The sequence below is a fragment of the Kitasatospora sp. NPDC058190 genome (assembly GCF_042883685.1).
Lineage (GTDB): Bacteria > Actinomycetota > Actinomycetes > Streptomycetales > Streptomycetaceae > Kitasatospora.
In genome coordinates this window covers 65732-80914 of record NZ_JBHVVI010000014.1, presented here as the reverse complement: position 1 = coordinate 80914, position 15183 = coordinate 65732, and the positions used below count along the sequence as shown (strand labels likewise).

At 72.9% G+C, this 15183-nt stretch carries 15 protein-coding genes and 1 pseudogene; 8 read left to right on the top strand and 8 right to left on the bottom strand.

The genetic code is table 11. From position 1 onward, the window contains the following. Window positions 1-73 precede the first annotated feature (73 nt). Window positions 74-1462 (top strand): NADP-dependent succinic semialdehyde dehydrogenase, encoded by a 1389-nt coding sequence (locus ACFVWU_RS09305; protein WP_387617402.1) that lies wholly within the window; start codon window positions 74-76, stop codon window positions 1460-1462. 30 nt (window positions 1463-1492) lie between these two features. Here ACFVWU_RS09305 and ACFVWU_RS09300 read toward each other — a convergent pair whose 3' ends face one another. After that, window positions 1493-1777 (bottom strand): hypothetical protein, encoded by a 285-nt coding sequence (locus ACFVWU_RS09300; RefSeq protein ID WP_387617400.1) that lies wholly within the window; start codon window positions 1775-1777, stop codon window positions 1493-1495. A 59-nt stretch (window positions 1778-1836) separates the two neighbouring features. Continuing rightward, window positions 1837-2769: a Ku protein gene (locus ACFVWU_RS09295; protein ID WP_387617398.1), complete on the bottom strand. Its 933-nt coding sequence runs from the start codon at window positions 2767-2769 to the stop codon at window positions 1837-1839. A 117-nt stretch (window positions 2770-2886) separates the two neighbouring features. Between ACFVWU_RS09295 and ACFVWU_RS09290 the strand changes: the two genes are divergently transcribed. Continuing rightward, entirely contained in the window at window positions 2887-3108 is a 222-nt protein-coding gene (locus ACFVWU_RS09290; protein WP_387617396.1) for a hypothetical protein, read from the top strand. A gap of 251 nt (window positions 3109-3359) precedes the next feature. Beyond that, window positions 3360-4799: an amino acid permease gene (locus tag ACFVWU_RS09285; RefSeq protein ID WP_387617394.1), complete on the top strand. Its 1440-nt coding sequence runs from the start codon at window positions 3360-3362 to the stop codon at window positions 4797-4799. A gap of 89 nt (window positions 4800-4888) precedes the next feature. Here the strand turns inward: ACFVWU_RS09285 and ACFVWU_RS09280 are convergent, their stop codons facing one another. Then, window positions 4889-5845, bottom strand: coding sequence for a hypothetical protein (locus ACFVWU_RS09280; protein ID WP_387617392.1), 957 nt, complete (start codon window positions 5843-5845; stop codon window positions 4889-4891). A 554-nt stretch (window positions 5846-6399) separates the two neighbouring features. Between ACFVWU_RS09280 and ACFVWU_RS09275 the strand changes: the two genes are divergently transcribed. Continuing rightward, window positions 6400-7071 carry a transglycosylase SLT domain-containing protein gene (locus ACFVWU_RS09275; RefSeq protein WP_387617390.1) on the top strand — a complete coding sequence of 224 codons (672 nt, stop codon included), beginning with the start codon at window positions 6400-6402 and terminating at the stop codon, window positions 7069-7071. Between the two features lie 199 nt (window positions 7072-7270). Further along, a complete protein-coding gene (locus tag ACFVWU_RS09270) occupies window positions 7271-8275 on the top strand; it encodes a glycosyltransferase family 2 protein (protein ID WP_387617388.1) in 1005 nt (334 codons plus the stop codon). A 6-nt stretch (window positions 8276-8281) separates the two neighbouring features. Here ACFVWU_RS09270 and ACFVWU_RS09265 read toward each other — a convergent pair whose 3' ends face one another. Further along, window positions 8282-8908 (bottom strand): HIT family protein, encoded by a 627-nt coding sequence (locus ACFVWU_RS09265; protein ID WP_387617386.1) that lies wholly within the window; start codon window positions 8906-8908, stop codon window positions 8282-8284. Window positions 8909-9029: 121 nt separating this feature from the next. On the opposite strand from ACFVWU_RS09265, the gene ACFVWU_RS09260 reads away from it, so the two are divergent. Next, on the top strand, window positions 9030-11945 hold the full coding sequence (locus ACFVWU_RS09260) for an FAD-binding and (Fe-S)-binding domain-containing protein (RefSeq protein WP_387617384.1): 2916 nt from the start codon (window positions 9030-9032) through the stop codon (window positions 11943-11945). A 2-nt stretch (window positions 11946-11947) separates the two neighbouring features. Here ACFVWU_RS09260 and ACFVWU_RS09255 read toward each other — a convergent pair whose 3' ends face one another. Both ACFVWU_RS09255 and ACFVWU_RS09250 read right to left on the bottom strand, forming a co-directional pair. Then, window positions 11948-12454 carry a hypothetical protein gene (locus ACFVWU_RS09255; RefSeq protein ID WP_387617382.1) on the bottom strand — a complete coding sequence of 169 codons (507 nt, stop codon included), beginning with the start codon at window positions 12452-12454 and terminating at the stop codon, window positions 11948-11950. 42 nt (window positions 12455-12496) lie between these two features. Continuing rightward, window positions 12497-12814: a hypothetical protein gene (locus ACFVWU_RS09250; protein ID WP_387617492.1), complete on the bottom strand. Its 318-nt coding sequence runs from the start codon at window positions 12812-12814 to the stop codon at window positions 12497-12499. A 38-nt stretch (window positions 12815-12852) separates the two neighbouring features. On the opposite strand from ACFVWU_RS09250, the pseudogene ACFVWU_RS09245 reads away from it, so the two are divergent. Continuing rightward, window positions 12853-13104 (top strand): annotated as a pseudogene (locus ACFVWU_RS09245) (TetR family transcriptional regulator C-terminal domain-containing protein); the annotation flags it as partial. A 32-nt stretch (window positions 13105-13136) separates the two neighbouring features. Then, window positions 13137-13547, top strand: coding sequence for a PaaI family thioesterase (locus ACFVWU_RS09240; RefSeq protein ID WP_387617380.1), 411 nt, complete (start codon window positions 13137-13139; stop codon window positions 13545-13547). Between the two features lie 85 nt (window positions 13548-13632). Here ACFVWU_RS09240 and ACFVWU_RS09235 read toward each other — a convergent pair whose 3' ends face one another. After that, the gene (locus ACFVWU_RS09235) at window positions 13633-14085 is read right to left on the bottom strand and encodes a CBS domain-containing protein (protein WP_387617378.1); all 453 of its coding nucleotides are present in this window, start codon (window positions 14083-14085) and stop codon (window positions 13633-13635) included. A gap of 76 nt (window positions 14086-14161) precedes the next feature. Next, window positions 14162-15172 (bottom strand): SPFH domain-containing protein, encoded by a 1011-nt coding sequence (locus tag ACFVWU_RS09230; protein WP_387617376.1) that lies wholly within the window; start codon window positions 15170-15172, stop codon window positions 14162-14164. Window positions 15173-15183: the final 11 nt, after the last annotated feature.

Sequence of the window (15183 nt, the reverse complement as noted above, 5' to 3'; positions counted from 1 at the left end):
CGCGCCCGGGGCGGGCCGTCGGGGAGGGTGTGAGGGCAGACGCACCGGACCCGGACCCATCAGGGAGCCCCGCATGCCCATCGCCAGCGTCAACCCCGCGACCGGCGAGACCGTCCAGACCTTCGAACCGCTCGACGCGGCCGGGATCGAGCGGCGGCTGGCCCGCGCCGAGGCCGCCTTCCACAGCTACCGCAACACCTCCTTCGCCGCCCGCGCCGAGCTGCTGCGCCGGGCCGCCGACCTGCTGGACCAGGACCAGGAGGCCGTCGCCCGCACCATGACCGAGGAGATGGGCAAGCCGCTCGCCGCCGCCCGGGCCGAGGCCGCCAAGTGCGCCAAGGCGATGCGCTGGTACGCCGAGAACGCCGAGGAGCTGCTCGCCGACGAGCACCCGGCCCAGGCCGACGTGGCCGACTCCGGGGCCGCCCGCGCGTACGTCCGCTACCGCCCGCTGGGGCCCGTCCTCGCCGTGATGCCGTGGAACTTCCCGTTCTGGCAGGTGATCCGCTTCGCCGCGCCGGCCCTGATGGCGGGCAACGTGGGCCTGCTCAAGCACGCCTCCAACGTGCCGCGGACGGCGCTCGCGATCGAGGAGCTGTTCCGGCGGGCCGGCTTCCCCGAGGGCTGCTTCCAGACCCTCTTGATCGGCTCGGGCGCGGTCGAGGGCGTGGTCCGGGACCGCCGGGTCGCCGCCGTCACCCTCACCGGCAGCGAGCCGGCCGGGCGGTCGGTCGCCGCCGTCGCGGCGGACGAGGTGAAGAAGGCGGTGCTGGAGCTGGGCGGCAGCGACCCGTACGTGGTCATGCCGAGCGCCGACCTGGAGGCGGCGGTGGGCACCGCCGTCCGGGCACGGGTGCAGAACAACGGCCAGTCCTGCATCGCCGCCAAGCGCTTCATCGTGCACACCGACGTCTACGACCGCTTCACCGCGGCCTTCACCGAGGCGATGCGCTCACTGCGGGTCGGCGATCCGATGGACGAGGCCACCGACGTCGGCCCGCTGGCCAGCCGCCAGGGCCGGGACGACCTGGAGGAGCTGGTCGAGGACGCCCGCACCCACGGCGCCCGGGTCGAGTGCGGCGGCGGCCGCCCGATGGGCTGGGACACCGGCTACTTCTACGAGCCGACCGTGCTGACCGGCATCACCCCGGCGATGCGGATCCACCTGGAGGAGACCTTCGGCCCGGTCGCCACCGTCTACCGGGTCGCCGACCTGGACGAGGCGGTGGCCGTCGCCAACGACACCCCGTTCGGGCTCAGCTCCAACGTCTGGACCACCGACCAGGCCGAGCAGGAGCGCTTCGTCCGCGACATCCAGGCCGGCGGGGTGTTCTTCAACGGCATGACGGCCTCCCACCCGGCACTGCCCTTCGGCGGCGTCAAGCGCTCGGGCTTCGGCCGGGAGCTGTCCGGGCACGGCATCCGGGAGTTCTGCAACGTCACCACGGTGTGGATCGGCTGAGCCCTCCCGGACGCCGTTCCACCGGCCGGGTCAGGAGGCCGCCATCCGGTGCCTGCCCCGGCCGGGCGTCGCCCAGCGCGCGACGACGCCGACCAGGGCGATGAACGTCAGGAACCAGAAGAAGGCCATCAGGCCGATCATCGGATCCCACTCCGTCTGGACCTCGATCATGAGCAGGCCGATCGAGAGCGCGACCATGAAGGTCACGACGGTGGGGCTGAGGCTGAGCAGCCAGCGCCACGCCCGGTGCCCGAGGCTCGGGTTCGGCGGGGCGTCGGGGCCGGTTTCGGCTTCCTTGTAGGTGAGCAGGTCCATCGGGATCGCCTCCAATGCTGGACGGGACGGTGGGCGGGACGGAACGCCTGGCCCGGAGGTCAGGAGGCCTTGCGCGGAGCCGTGGACTTACGGGCGGGTGTCTTCGCGGGTGTCTTCTTCGCCGAGGTGGTCTTCTTGGCGGCCGCGGCGGTCGTCTTCGCCGGGGCGCGCTTGCGGGGCGCGGGCTTCTCCTCCGGCTCCGCGGCCGGCGCCCGTCCGCCCTTGGCCTGCTTGAGGCTGCTGCGCAGCGCCTCCATCAGGTCGATCACGTTGTCCGGCGCCGGGCCGGGCTCCTCCTCGTGCGGCAGCTCGACGCCCTCCAGCCGGGCGGTGATCACCTGCTGGAGCGCCTGCTGGTAGTCGTCGTGCAGTTGGGCCAGGTCGAAGTCCTCGGAGAGGGTGTCCATCAGCGACCGCGCCATCTTGAGCTCCTGCGGCCGGACGGTGACGTTCTCCTCGGGCGCGATCCCGGCCGCCGGGCGGACCTCGTCGGGCCAGATGCAGGTCTGCAGCACCAGCGTCCCGTCGTGCACCCGCAGCACGGCGGGCGACTCCCGGGTACGCAGCGCGATCTTGGTGACCGCGATCTGCCCGGAGTCCACCAGCGCGTCGCGCAGCAGGGCGTACGGCTTGGCGGCCGCCTGGTCGGCGACGCCGACGTAGTACGCCTTGGAGAACATCAGCGGGTCGATCTCGCCCGCGTCCACGAAGGCCAGCACGTCGATGATCTTCTTGCTGGGCAGCGGCAGGTCCGCGAGGTCCTCGTCGGTGAGGGTGACGGTCCGGCCGTCCGGCGACTCGTAGCCCTTGGCGATCTCGGCGTACGGGACCTCCTTCTCCTCCCGCTCGCAGTACCGCTTCATCCGCACCCGACCGCCGTCCTTGGCGTGCACCTGGTGCAGCGGGACGTCGTGCTCCTGGGTCGCGGAGTAGAGGTGGACGGGGATGCTGACCAGCCCGAAGCTGATCGTCCCCTTCCAGGTGGTCTGCATGGGGTCGCTCCTGAAAAGGCCGAGCGGCGTCGGGATTGCCCCGAGACTCCCACTCTGCCCGGGTTTGCGTCGATCGGCCACACCGCGTCCACAATGGGCCGGAGGAGGTCGATGCGGATGACCGCCACGCGCCGGACCGACCCGGCCCCGCCGCCGGAGCGGACCACGTACCGGGCGGTGTACGCGGTGCGCGGCGAGGCCGTGGCTCGGCGGGCCGAGGTGACGCTGCTGCCCGGGTACTCCCAGGAGTCCGACATCCCCCGGATCCTGGCCGCCCGCCTCACCGGGCGACCGGCGGACGCCGAACTGATCACCGTCCTGGAGCTCCGCCCGGGCTGAGTTCCGGATCCCCCGCAGGGCCTGGCGACCTTCCGCCACCCTGACGACTGGTCAGATTTGAGCTTTTCCCGCCACCTCCGCACCCACTCTGACCTGGCCCTTTATGTTCGGTAAGCGAACAGTTATCAAAAGATTGTTCCGATACTCGGGCGTAGAAGTTACGTTTCACCGCATTGCGCGGGTCTGTCCCCCACCCTCCGGCACGACGAGCCGAGGGTCATGCCGCGCTGGAAAGGCACAGGGCACCCTTGATGAGTGCGAAGACCACCAAGCCGGCGGTAGCCGACTCGGCTCCCGGCCAGTCGGGCCCGATCGGACACGGCGGCGACGGCCACCTGAAGGCCGGGCTCAAGAACCGCCACCTGTCGATGATCGCCATCGGCGGCGTGATCGGCGCCGGCCTGTTCGTCGGCTCCGGCGCGGGCATCGCGTCCACCGGCCCGGGCATCCTGCTCTCCTACACCCTGGCCGGCGTGCTGGTCGTGCTGGTGATGCGGATGCTGGGCGAGATGGCGGCGGCCGACCCGCAGAGCGGCTCCTTCTCGGCGTACGCGGACCGCGCGCTGGGCCGCTGGGCCGGGTTCACCATCGGCTGGCTGTACTGGTTCTTCTGGGTCGTCGTGCTCGCGGTCGAGGCGACCGCCGGCGCCAAGATCCTCAACAACTGGGTGCCCGGCGTGCCGCAGTGGGGCTGGGCGCTGATCGTGATGGCGGTGCTGACCGCCACCAACCTCTTCTCGGTGTCGTCCTACGGCGAGTTCGAGTTCTGGTTCGCCGGCATCAAGGTGGTCGCGATCGCCGCGTTCCTGGTGATCGGCGCGCTCGCGGTCTTCGGCGCTCTGCCGGACACCCACGCGGTCGGCATGAGCAACCTGACCGGCCACGGCGGCTTCCTGCCGCACGGCGTGGGCGCGGTGTTCACCGGCATGCTGACCGTCGTCTTCGCCTTCATGGGCAGCGAGATCGTCACCCTCGCCGCCGGCGAATCGGAGGACCCGCAGAAGGCGGTCACCAAGGCCACCAACAGCGTGATCTGGCGCATCGGCGTCTTCTACCTGGGCTCGATCCTGCTCGTGGTGACCCTCCTGCCCTGGGACTCGGCCGAGGTCAAGGCCAGCCCGTACGTGGCGGTCCTGAACCACGTGGGCATCCCGCACGCGGGCCAGGTGATGGACGTGATCGTGCTGACGGCCGTGCTGTCCTGCCTCAACTCCGGGATGTACACCGCCTCCCGGATGGCCTTCTCGCTCGGCCAGCGCGGGGACGCGCCGAAGGCCTTCGCGACGGTGACCTCGCGCGGCGTGCCGCGGGTGGCCATCCTCTCCTCGGTGGTCTTCGGCTTCATCGCCGTCTTCTTCAACTACTACTCGCCGGACCAGGTGTTCGCCTTCCTGCTCAACTCCTCCGGCGCGATCGCGCTGTTCGTCTGGCTGGTGATCTGCGCGACCCAGCTGCGGATGCGCCGGATCATCGAGCGGGAGACGCCCGAGCGCCTGACCGTGCGGATGTGGCTGTTCCCGTACCTGACCTGGACCGCGATGGGCATGATCGGGTTCGTGATGGCCTACATGTTCACCACCGAGGACGGGCGCAAGCAGATGTACCTGTCGCTGGTCGCCGCGGCGATCGTGCTCGGTGCCTCGGCCGTGGTGGGCCGACGGCGGCGGGCGGCGGTGGCGGCGCAGTCCTGACCCGTCCGCGCCGCACTTGAACGCCGGGCCCGGGAGCCGTTGCGGAGGCTCCCGGGCCCGGTTTGCCGTTTGCGAGGCTCCCCGGCGGCTCAGCCGGTGCAGCCGGGCACGGAGCCGGAGGGGGCGCAGTTGTTCGGGGTGTTGCCACTGATGGTGCTGCCGACGTCGGACACCTGGCCGCCGCCGACGTCGACGCCTCCGCCGGTGTTCGTTGCGGTGTTGCCGGTGATCCGGCTGCCGACGAGGTTCGTCTGACCGGCCACGTTGAGCAGGCCGCCACCCGTGTTGGCCCCGGCATTTCCCTGCACGGTGGAGTAGTTGATGGTCAGCGTCCCGCCGTTGTAGACGCCGCCACCGAAGTTGGCGGTATTGCGGCTGACCGTGGCGCCGTTCAAGACGGCCGTGGCTCCACTGTCGTTGGAGATGGCCCCGCCGTCGCCCGCCCCGTTACCGGACAGGGTCGCCCCGGCCACGGTGAGCGAGCCTTGATTGTGGACGGCACCACCGGTCTCGAAGTTAGTGACGAGCCCTCCGGTCAGGTTCACCCTGTTCAACGTGAGGCTGCCACCGGACCCCACGGAGAACAGCCGGAACAAGGGCGTCGCGGGGGCGGTGGACCGCGCGATCGTGGCACCGTACGAGACGATCCGAATGTTGCCGGCGATCACGGGCATCCCGTTGTCGTCGTTGTCGGCGTTGACCACCGTATACGTGCAGCCCGACTGCAGCGCGATGTCACCACTGCCGGAGGCGTTGAAGGCGGTGATCGCAGCCCGTAGGCCGGCGATGTCCCCGCAGGCGACGAAGGTCGAGGCGGCATGGGCCTGGACGGCGGGGACCAGGGCGAGGCCAGGGCCAGAGCGAGGGAGCCGGCGAGGCCGCCCAGGCGCGGGATGGCTTTCATGAAGGATCTCCTTGGAGCTGGTGGCAGAGAACGAGACGCATACGGTGACCGCCGGACACGTTCTGTGATCGAGCGACGCGGTTTCAGCGAACCCTCGCGCCGGTGCCCGCGCCACACGGAGTGCGCCGATCGGCCACTGCATCCCCGGTGCGCCGGGCGCGTCACGCGCCGGTCACGCTGCGCCGAAGTCGGCGCCTCGAACATGTGAGCCCGCCCACAGGGGGTTTCGCAGCTACGACCCTCCATAGTGGACGCTGCGGGCCCACCGGCCGTCCCGCCGCCCCGGCCGGAAACCGGCAGCGCCCGCAGCCGCCGCGCCCGGCCTGAAGGACGCAGGCCACCGGCCCTCGCGCTCTCGCGTTCCGTTCTTGCCGCCCGCCCGTGACCCACAGGTGAGCAATTCGGACAAATTGCCCCAAACTACTCGCCACGCCCGGCCGCGCCCTCCTCGCAGCCACTACCCGGCGTAGTAGCGAGCACCTTTGCCACCCGTCATCGGCCCTGCCAAGAATGGCCCGTCGCCAGGCAGCGCCGGCCGGCCCGTCCGCCGTGCGCAGCCCGCCAGCCCCGCCGCCACCGTCGGGGCGCCACGGCCGTCCCGGACGGCCGCGCGGGCCCCGCTCACCCGGAGCCCACGCGAAGCCCCGAGCCCAGTGCCACCGGCACGGCCCCCGACGGAAAAGGATCGCCCGCTTCATGCAGCTCAGCCATGCCCGCCGCAACTCCCTGATCACCGGCGTCGCCACCCTCGTGGTCGCGAGCGCCGCCACGGCCGCCATTGCCATCCCGCAGAGCGCGCACAACGCCGAGGCCACGGCCCCGGTGGCCGCCGTCGTGGCGGACGGCAAGCCGGCCGCCGACCAGGCCCAGGCTGACACCGCTGCCGCTGCTGCCCAGCAGGCCACCCCGCAGGCCCAGGCCGCCCAGGCCAAGGCCGAGGCGGACGCCGCCGCCCAGGCGCAGGCCCAGGCCGCCGCGCAGGCCCAGGCCGAGGCCGAGGCGAAGGCCCAGGCGGACGCCAAGGCCCAGGCCGACGCCGCCGCCTCCCGCTCCCAGCAGCGCCAGGACCTCAACAGCTACTCCGGCACCCCGCAGCAGATCGCCGCGCAGATCGTGCCGGCCGGCCAGCTGCAGTGCTTCAGCAACATCGTGTTCCGCGAGAGCAGCTGGAACCCGCTGGCCGTCAACGCCTCCTCCGGCGCCTACGGCCTGGTCCAGGCCCTGCCGGGCTCCAAGATGGCCTCGGCCGGCGCCGACTGGCGCACCAACCCGGTCACCCAGATCAAGTGGGGCCTGAACTACATGAACAGCCGCTACGGCAGCCCCTGCGCCGCCTGGTCGTTCTGGCAGGCCCACCACTGGTACTAGGCCGACCCCCGCTCGACACCCCCGGCCCGCGACCCGCACCCCGCGTCGCGGGCCGTGCCACGTTCCCGGTCGGCGTGTGCACGCCCAGAAGGCGGCGTGAAGATATGGCGCACGGTTGTACGATTTACCGCCAATTGCCCTGGGTTACGCACCGTCAGGGCTTTGCCACAGTTCGCGCGCCCTCTTACGCTCCGGCGTCATGCCCTCACCCCTGATCAGCGTCGTGCTCCCCGCCTACGACCAGCACGGACAGCTCGCCGAATGCCTGGACTCGCTGCTCGCCCAGACCCTGGCGGACGTCGAGGTGATCGTGGTCGCCGACCGCTCCCCCGAGACCCCGGGCGGGCTCGCCGACGCGTACGCGGCACAGCACCCGCGGGTGTCGGCACTGCACCTAAACGCGGCGGTCGGGGTCGGGGTGGCCCGGAACGCGGGCGCGGCGCGGGCCGCCGGCGAGTACCTGCTGTTCCTCGACGCCGACCACCTGCTGCCCCGGGACGCCCTCCAGACGCTCGCCGACCGGCTCAAGCAGACCGGCCCGGTGGACGTGCTGCTGTTCGGCCACTCCCGGCGCCACAACGACCGCGACTGGCCCGGCGGCGCCGAGGCGCTGCTCGCCGAGCCCGGCCCCGAGGTGTTCGGCCCCTTCGACCAGCCCGCGCTGTTCGGCGCGCCACCGCTGATCTGGGACCGGCTGATCCGCCGCGGCCACTGGGAGGAGCTGAAGCTCGCCTTCCCCGACGGCAGGTACGAGGAGGTCCCGGTCGTCCACGCGACGCTGCTCGGCGCGCAGAAGGCCGCCGTACTGCCGCGCGAGTGCGTCCAGCTGCGCCGCCGGGAGACCGTCCACCCGGCCGGCGGCCCCGGCAGCAGCGTCTTCGACCTGTTCGACCAGTACGAGCGCAGCTTCGCCCTGCTGGAGGACCAGCCGCACCTGTACGCGGTGCGCGACGCGCTGTTCGTCCGGATGATCCGGCACTACCTGTTCATCTTCGACCTGGCCGGCTGCGTCTCCCGGGCCGAGCGCCCGCAGTTCTTCCACCGGGCCGCCGAGCACCACCGGCGCTTCCAGCCCCCGGGCCACCGCAAGCCGGGCGGGCGCGAGGGGATCAAGTTCTCGCTGCTGGCCGGCGGCGCCTACCCGGCCTTCGAGGTCGCCAAGCTCTCGCACATCGCACGCGGCACCATCACCGGGCGGAAGTAGCCGGCCTCAGACGTGCGCCGTCCCGCCCTCGGCCGCCATCGCGGCGGCGATCCGGCGGGCGCGTTCGGCCCACACCTCGGCAGGCAGCGGCGGCAGCACGTCCATCCACAGCGGCAGGGTGGAGCCGCGCAGCTGCGTCAGGCCCTCGGGCCGGGCGATCAGCCACAGGTGCAGGTGCGCGCCGCCGTCGCCCCAGCGGTTCACGTGGACCCGGCCGATGCCGCCCAGCGACAGCACCGCGCGCTCGACGCGCTGCAGCATCGGGCCGAGCCGGGCGGACAGCTCGGCGGGCAGATCCAGCAGGTCATGGTGGGCGCGCGGCTGGAGCAGCAGGGCGGCGGGCAGGCCGGTCGGCTCGTCGGTGGCGCTGAGGCGCCAGTGCTCGTCGGTCCAGAGGAAGTCGGAATCCGGGCGGGCGCACTGCTGGCAGCTCTCCGGTCCGTCCTCACCGTGGCGGGGCGGCTCGGGCAGGACGGGCGGCTGCAGCACCCGGACGGTCAGTTCGCCCTCGTACGGGAAGATCTCCCAGGACGGCGCGCCGTCCGTCGGGACCGGCGGGCGCTCGCCGATCGGCAGGCGGGCGAGGTAGGCGTCGGGGCCGGCCGGGTCCGCGGCCGTGGGGTCGTTGATCACGTCTGCCGAGAGTGCCACATGACACCCCGTCGGCGGTACCCCCGTCGTGGCCGCTATCCGTCCGGCGCCCCGGCTGCGATCATCGGCGGAGCCGCTGCCGCACCCGCCCGGGAGGTCCCTGGTGAGCCGTCCGTCCGCCGCCCCCGGGGCCGCGCTGGCCCGTGAGCTGGCCGCCGTGCTGCGCGGGGAGGTCCGCTTCGGTGCCGCCGAGCGGACCGTCTACAGCCACGACGCCTCCAACTACCGGCAGTTGCCGCTCGGCGTGGTCAAACCCGCCGACCTGGACGACGTGCGCACGACGCTGGCGCTGTGCCGCGAGTACCGGGTACCGGTGGTGCCGCGCGGGGCGGGGACGAGCATCGGCGGGCAGGCGATCGGCCCGGGCGCGGTGGTGCTGGACTTCCGCCGCCACCTCGGCTCGGTGCTGGAGATCGACCCGCAGGCCCGCACCGCGCGCGTTCAGCCCGGCACCGTGCTGGACGACCTCCAGCGCGCCGCCAAGCCGTACGGGCTGCGCTTCGGCCCGGACCCGTCCACCCACAGCCGCTGCACGATCGGCGGCATGATCGGCAACGACTCCTGCGGCTCCCACTCACTCGCCTGGGGGCGCACCGCGGACAACGTGGAGCGGCTGGAGCTGCTGCTCGCGGACGGCACCGAGTTGACCGTCGGTGGCCGGCTCACCGCCGCCGAGCGGACAGCGCTGCGCTCCGCACCCGGGCGGGTCGGTCAACTGCACCGTGAGCTGCAGGAGTTCACCGACCGCAACCTGGCCACCATCCGGCAGGGCATGCCGCAGCTGCCGCGCCGCACCTCCGGCTACCCGCTGGACGCGCTGCTGCCCGAGCAGGGCCACGACCTGGCCCGGGCGCTGACCGGCACCGAGGGCACCTGCGCGCTCCTGCTCGGCGCCACCGTCCGCCTGGTCGAGGACCCGCCGGCGCGCGCCCTGGTGGTGGCCGGCTACCCCGACGAGGGCGCCGCCGCCGACGCCGTCCCGGCGCTGCTGCCGCTCGGTCCGCTGACCGCCGAGGGCATGGCGGCCGACCTGATCGCCGCACTGCTCGCCGCCGGCCCGCGCCCGCCCGCGCTGGACCGGCTGCCCGCGGGCGAGTGCTGGCTGTTCCTGGAGACCGGCGGCGCCACGGCGCTGGAGGCCTATCAGGCCGCCCGCCGGCTCGCCGACGCGGTGCGCCGCGAGCCCTCCGCCACCGTCGCGCTGGTCACCGACCCGGTGGAGCAGCGCCAGCTGTGGGCGGTCCGGGAGGCGGGCGCCGGGATCGTCACCCGGCTGCCGGGGGGCGGCGAGGCCTGGCCCGGTTGGGAGGACTCCGCCGTCCCGCCCGAGCGGCTCGGCGACTACCTGCGGGACCTGCGCGCCCTGCTGCGCCTGCACAGCCTGCGCGGCGTCCCGTACGGGCACTTCGGCGACGGCTGCGTGCACCTGCGGATCGACTTCCCGCTGGACGAGCCCCAAGGGGTGCTGGTCTTCCGGGAGTTCCTGGAGCAGGCGGCCGATCTGGTGGTGTCGTACGGCGGCTCGCTCTCCGGCGAGCACGGCGACGGGCAGGCCCGCTCCGAGTTGCTGCCGCGCATGTACCCGCCCGAAGTCATCGAGCTGTTCGGCGAGTTCAAGCGGATCTGGGATCCGGGGAACCTGCTCAACCCGGGCGCGCTGGTCGACCCGCGCCCGCTCGACGCCGACCTGCGCTTCGTCACCGCCCCGCGCCACCCGCTGCCGCTGGCCCTGCCGTACGAGCAGGACGACGGGAGCCTGGCCAAGGCGGTGCACCGCTGCGTGGGCGTCGCCAAGTGCGTGGACCCGACCACCGGGGTGATGTGCCCGAGCTACATGGCCACCAGCGAGGAGCGGCACTCCACCCGGGGCCGGGCGCGGCTGCTCGCCGAGATGCTGCGCGGCATGGGGGCACCTCCCGGCCGCCAGGTTGGGGGAGCGATCCCGGACGGCTGGCGCTCCGAGGAGGTCCGGGAGGCGCTGGACCTCTGCCTGAGCTGCAAGGGCTGCGCCAGCGACTGCCCGGTGCACGTCGACATGGCGACCTACAAGACCGAGTTCCTGTACCAGCACTACCGGCACCGGCCGCGTCCGCTCGCGCACTACTCGATGGGCTGGCTGCCGCTGTGGCTGCGGGCGGTGGCGCTCGCGCCCGCGGCGGCGAACTCGCTGGTCCGCTCCCCGGCCGGCGCCCTGCTCAAGCGGCTCGGCGGGATCGACCGGCGCCGGGTGCTGCCGGTCTTCCCGCCTGAGACCTTCACCCGCTGGTACCGGCGGCACCGGGCCGACCATCCCGCCCCGACGAGCGCCCGGCCGGTGCTGCTGTGGCCGGACACCTTCTCGAACCACCTGCAGCCGAACGTGCTGCGCTCGGCCGTCGAGGTGCTGGAGCACCTGGGCTTCGACGTCCGACTGCCCGACGGCCCGGTCTGCTGCGGCCTCACCTGGTACTCCACCGGCCAACTCGGCACCGCCCGCCGAGTGTTGCGGCGCAGCCTGCGCACGCTGGCGGACGCCGGGCTCCCGGCCGACACCCCCGTGGTCGGCCTGGACCCCAGCTGCACCGCCACCCTGCGCGAGGACCTGCCCCGGCTGCTCGGCGCGGACGGCCACCCGCTCGCCGAACGCGCCCGCACCTTCGCCGAGTTCATCGACGAGTACGCCCCCGACGCCCCGCTCCCCCGGATCCCGCTGGACGCCGTCACCCAGACCCACTGCCACCAGCACGCGGTGCTCGGCAGCGCCGCGGACCGCCGGGTCGAGGCCCGACTGGGCCTGCACAACCGGGTGCTGGACTCCGGATGCTGCGGCCTGGCGGGCAACTTCGGTTTCGAGAGCGGGCACTTCGAGGTGTCCGAGGCGATCGCCGAGCGGGTCCTGCTGCCGGAGGTCCGGGCGGCCGGGCCGAAGACGGTGGTGCTGGCAGACGGCTTCAGCTGCCGCACCCAGATCGCCCAACTCGCCGACGGCCGACGGGCCCTGCACCTGGCGGAGCTGATCGCCCGGGAGCTGAGGACCTAGACCTACGCGTGTTCGGCGAGGAAGGCCCCGGCGTGCGCCGCGGCCTCCTCCCGGGTCGGGTAGCCGGTGGCCGCCCCGCCGCTCGTCCCGTCGGCACCGACCGCCGTCCAGCGCCAGCCCTCAGCGACCTCGCCCCGCAGCAACTCGGCGGTTCCGCCGTACAGTTCGAGCGATCCCGGTCGGACCGCCGGGCGACTGACGGCCTCCGGCCACTTCTTCCGGGCGCCCTGTCGGGTGATGCCCCAGGCGGCGCCGAGCTGTTCGTAGCTGGCACCGTAGGAGCCGGCGGTGGCCGCCGCGATCGCGGTGAGCCGTTTGACCTCGGTGTCCACCAGCTTCCAGGCGGACAGGACGGAGAGGGCGACTTCGGCCGGGTCGGCGTTCCACATCCGCTCCTCGGGCAGCCCGGCCACCCGGGACCGCACGGCGGCGGCGAGGGGGTTGAGCGCATCCAGGAGGGCCGCGGCCAGCTCGGCCCGCTCTTCGGCGGTGATCTCCACAGCAGTCATGGCGACAACTATAGTTACCGAAAGATGAATCGACAACCAAAGTTACCGACGGAGCCGGTCCGATCCGAGTGACGGCTTCGAATCCCGCCGCTCGGGCGCGAACGGAGTCCCGGAGGAGAGCGCCCGACAGCCCACCACCAGCGCCTCCCCCAGGAAGCCGACGCCGATCGACAGCTGCACCGGCCGGGCGTCCGGGGCCAGGCCGTTGTGCTCGGCGAGCATCGCGAAGCCCGTCATCACCACCAGCGAGACCGCCGCCATCAGGAAGGTCCAGCCGGTGTAGCGCTGCCACAGCACCCCCTCGCGCCCGTAGACGCGGATGGTGGCGCCGCGGATCGCCCCGAACGCGGTGCCGAGCACGGCACCCCCTCTGGCTCTCCTTCGTCACAGCCGCCCGCACCCGGCCCGAACTGCGGCCCCGCGCCGCCGAGTTGCAGACCGGCCTGGACGCACTGGTCCGGCACGTCCTGGTCGAGACCGAACGCGCCGGCGGCCTGACCCCCGGCCTCGACCTCGACCTCGAGACCCGCCGTCTCTCCGCCCTGCTGGACGGCCTCACCCTGCAGGCCGTCCAGCACCCCGACCTGGTCGGGCCGGACGAACTGCGCACGGTGCTCCGTCGCCACCTGGAGACCCTGGCCGACTCCTGACACCGCGCCAACACTCTTGGCACAATGACCCGATGACCCTCACCCCCGCCGAGGCGGACAAACTCCTGGCCGACAACTTCGCCCCCTGGGTGCAGGCGCTCGGCCTGTCCGCCGTCGAGACCGGCGAGCGACACGCCGTGCTGCGACTGCCCTGGTCCGACCAACTCGCCCGGGAGGGCGGCGGGTTGTCCGGTCAGGCGCTGATGGCCGCCGCCGACACCGCGTGCGTGGTCGCGGTCTCGGCCGCGCGCGGCGGCTTCGCGCCGATGACCACCGTCCAGCAGTCCACCAGCTTCCAGCGCGCGGTCGCCGGCCAGGACGTCCTGGTCCACGCCCGGGTGACCAAGCTCGGACGACGGATCGCCTTCCTCGACGTCACCCTCACCGCCGAAGGCGCCGAGGAGCCCGCCGCCCAGGCCACCTCCGTCTACGCCCTGGGCTGATGCCCGCCCGGCGTCGAGGTGTGACCGGCCCCGGCGGGGCGTACGCACGCCCCGCCGGGGCCGGTCCGGTCTCCGATCAGCCGGGTCAGGCCTGCAACGCCTCCCTCTTGGGCGGCTCCTCCGCGCACACCGCCGCCACGAACTCCGCGAGCCGCGCCTGCGGCAGCCCGCGTGCGATGTCCGCCTCGCTGATCATGCCGACCAGCTTGTGCTCCGGGTGGTTGATCACCGGCAGCCGGCGGACCTGGTACTGCTCCATCACGCGCAGCACCTGCTCGCAGTCCTCGTCCGCCTCCACCGTCATCGGCCGCCCCAGCGCCAGGTCGCCCGCCGTCACCTGTGCCGGGTCGCGCCCCTCCGCGACGCAGCGCAGCACGATGTCGCGGTCGGTCACGATCCCCAGCAGCTTGTCGTTCTCCCCGCAGATGGGCAGTGCGCCCACATGCCGTTCCCGCATGATCCGGGCGGCGGCCGCGAGCGTCTCGTGCTCGCGGATGCACTCCGCGCCCGGGTGCATGATGTCGCTGGCTCTGGTCATGGTCCGCCTCCTGACCTGGCTTGCTCCCTCTCGTCCATCGTGGTCCGGGCCGATGGCGCACGCCACCGGGCACCCGTCAGGACGCCGTCTCCGGCTCCGTGCGCTCCTGCGCCCCGGCCTGACCGTCCGCCTCCACACGTCCGCGCTCCAGGTCCGCGCTCTCCAGCGGCGAGTGGGACAACAGCTCCTCCAGCGGCGGGAGTTCGTGTGCGGCTGGTTCGCGGCCGAGCTCCTCCTCGGGGACCTCGCCGCTCTCCACCGCCTGCTCCGCGGACTTCGCGGCGGCGGCGACCGCGGCGGCCGCCAGCAGATCGCGCTGCTGGGACTCCGTCGCGCTGTCCAGGAACCGCAGCAGCTCCACCGGGAACGGCAGCACCAGCGTCGAGTTCTTCTCCGCCGCCACCTCCACCACGGTCTGCAGCAGCCGCAGTTGCAGGGCCGCCGGGGTCGCGCTCATCACCGCGGCCGCCTCCGACAGCCGGGCCGAGGCCTGGTACTCACCGTCCGCCGTGATGATCCGGGCCCGCCGCTCACGCTCGGCCTCCGCCTGGCGCGCGATCGAGCGCTTCATCGACTCCGGCAGCGCGACGTCCTTGATCTCCACCCGGTCGATCTGGATGCCCCAGCCCAGCGCCGGGCTGTCGATCATCAACTCCAGCCCCTGGTTGATCGGTTCGCGGTTGGCCAGCAGGTCGTCCAGCTCGCTCTTGCCGATGATCGACCGCAGCGAGGTCTGCGCGACCTGGGAGATCGCGAAGTTGTAGTCCTGCACGTTGACCGTCGCCTTCACCGGGTCCAGCACCCGGAAGTAGACCACCGCGTCCACCCGCACGGTCACGTTGTCCCGGGTGATGCCCTCCTGCGCCGGGATCGGCATCGTCACGATCTGCACGTTCACCCGGCGCAGCCGGTCCGCGATCGGCATCAGCGCGACCAGCCCCGGCCGGCGGACCTCCTCGCGCACCCGGCCGAAGCGGAACACCACGCCCTTCTGCCACTGCTGGACCACCCGGATGCTCATGGCCGCCCACAGCGCGCCCAGCCCGGCCAGCCCCCCGAGCGCCCCCAGCACCGCATCGACGATCATCGCGGCCTCCT

Excerpts from the sequence above, each read along its gene's own strand:
- ACFVWU_RS09305 (WP_387617402.1), top strand. The coding sequence starts at position 74 with ATGCCCATCGCCAGCGTCAACCCCGCGACCGGCGAGACCGTCCAGACC.
- ACFVWU_RS09300 (WP_387617400.1), bottom strand. The coding sequence starts at position 1,777 with ATGGACCTGCTCACCTACAAGGAAGCCGAAACCGGCCCCGACGCCCCG.
- ACFVWU_RS09295 (WP_387617398.1), bottom strand. The coding sequence starts at position 2,769 with ATGCAGACCACCTGGAAGGGGACGATCAGCTTCGGGCTGGTCAGCATC.
- ACFVWU_RS09290 (WP_387617396.1), top strand. The coding sequence starts at position 2,887 with ATGACCGCCACGCGCCGGACCGACCCGGCCCCGCCGCCGGAGCGGACC.
- ACFVWU_RS09285 (WP_387617394.1), top strand. The coding sequence starts at position 3,360 with ATGAGTGCGAAGACCACCAAGCCGGCGGTAGCCGACTCGGCTCCCGGC.
- ACFVWU_RS09280 (WP_387617392.1), bottom strand. The coding sequence starts at position 5,845 with ATGCAGTGGCCGATCGGCGCACTCCGTGTGGCGCGGGCACCGGCGCGA.
- ACFVWU_RS09275 (WP_387617390.1), top strand. The coding sequence starts at position 6,400 with ATGCAGCTCAGCCATGCCCGCCGCAACTCCCTGATCACCGGCGTCGCC.
- ACFVWU_RS09270 (WP_387617388.1), top strand. The coding sequence starts at position 7,271 with ATGCCCTCACCCCTGATCAGCGTCGTGCTCCCCGCCTACGACCAGCAC.
- ACFVWU_RS09255 (WP_387617382.1), bottom strand. The coding sequence starts at position 12,454 with ATGACTGCTGTGGAGATCACCGCCGAAGAGCGGGCCGAGCTGGCCGCG.
- ACFVWU_RS09240 (WP_387617380.1), top strand. The coding sequence starts at position 13,137 with ATGACCCTCACCCCCGCCGAGGCGGACAAACTCCTGGCCGACAACTTC.
- ACFVWU_RS09235 (WP_387617378.1), bottom strand. The coding sequence starts at position 14,085 with ATGACCAGAGCCAGCGACATCATGCACCCGGGCGCGGAGTGCATCCGC.
- ACFVWU_RS09230 (WP_387617376.1), bottom strand. The coding sequence starts at position 15,172 with ATGATCGTCGATGCGGTGCTGGGGGCGCTCGGGGGGCTGGCCGGGCTG.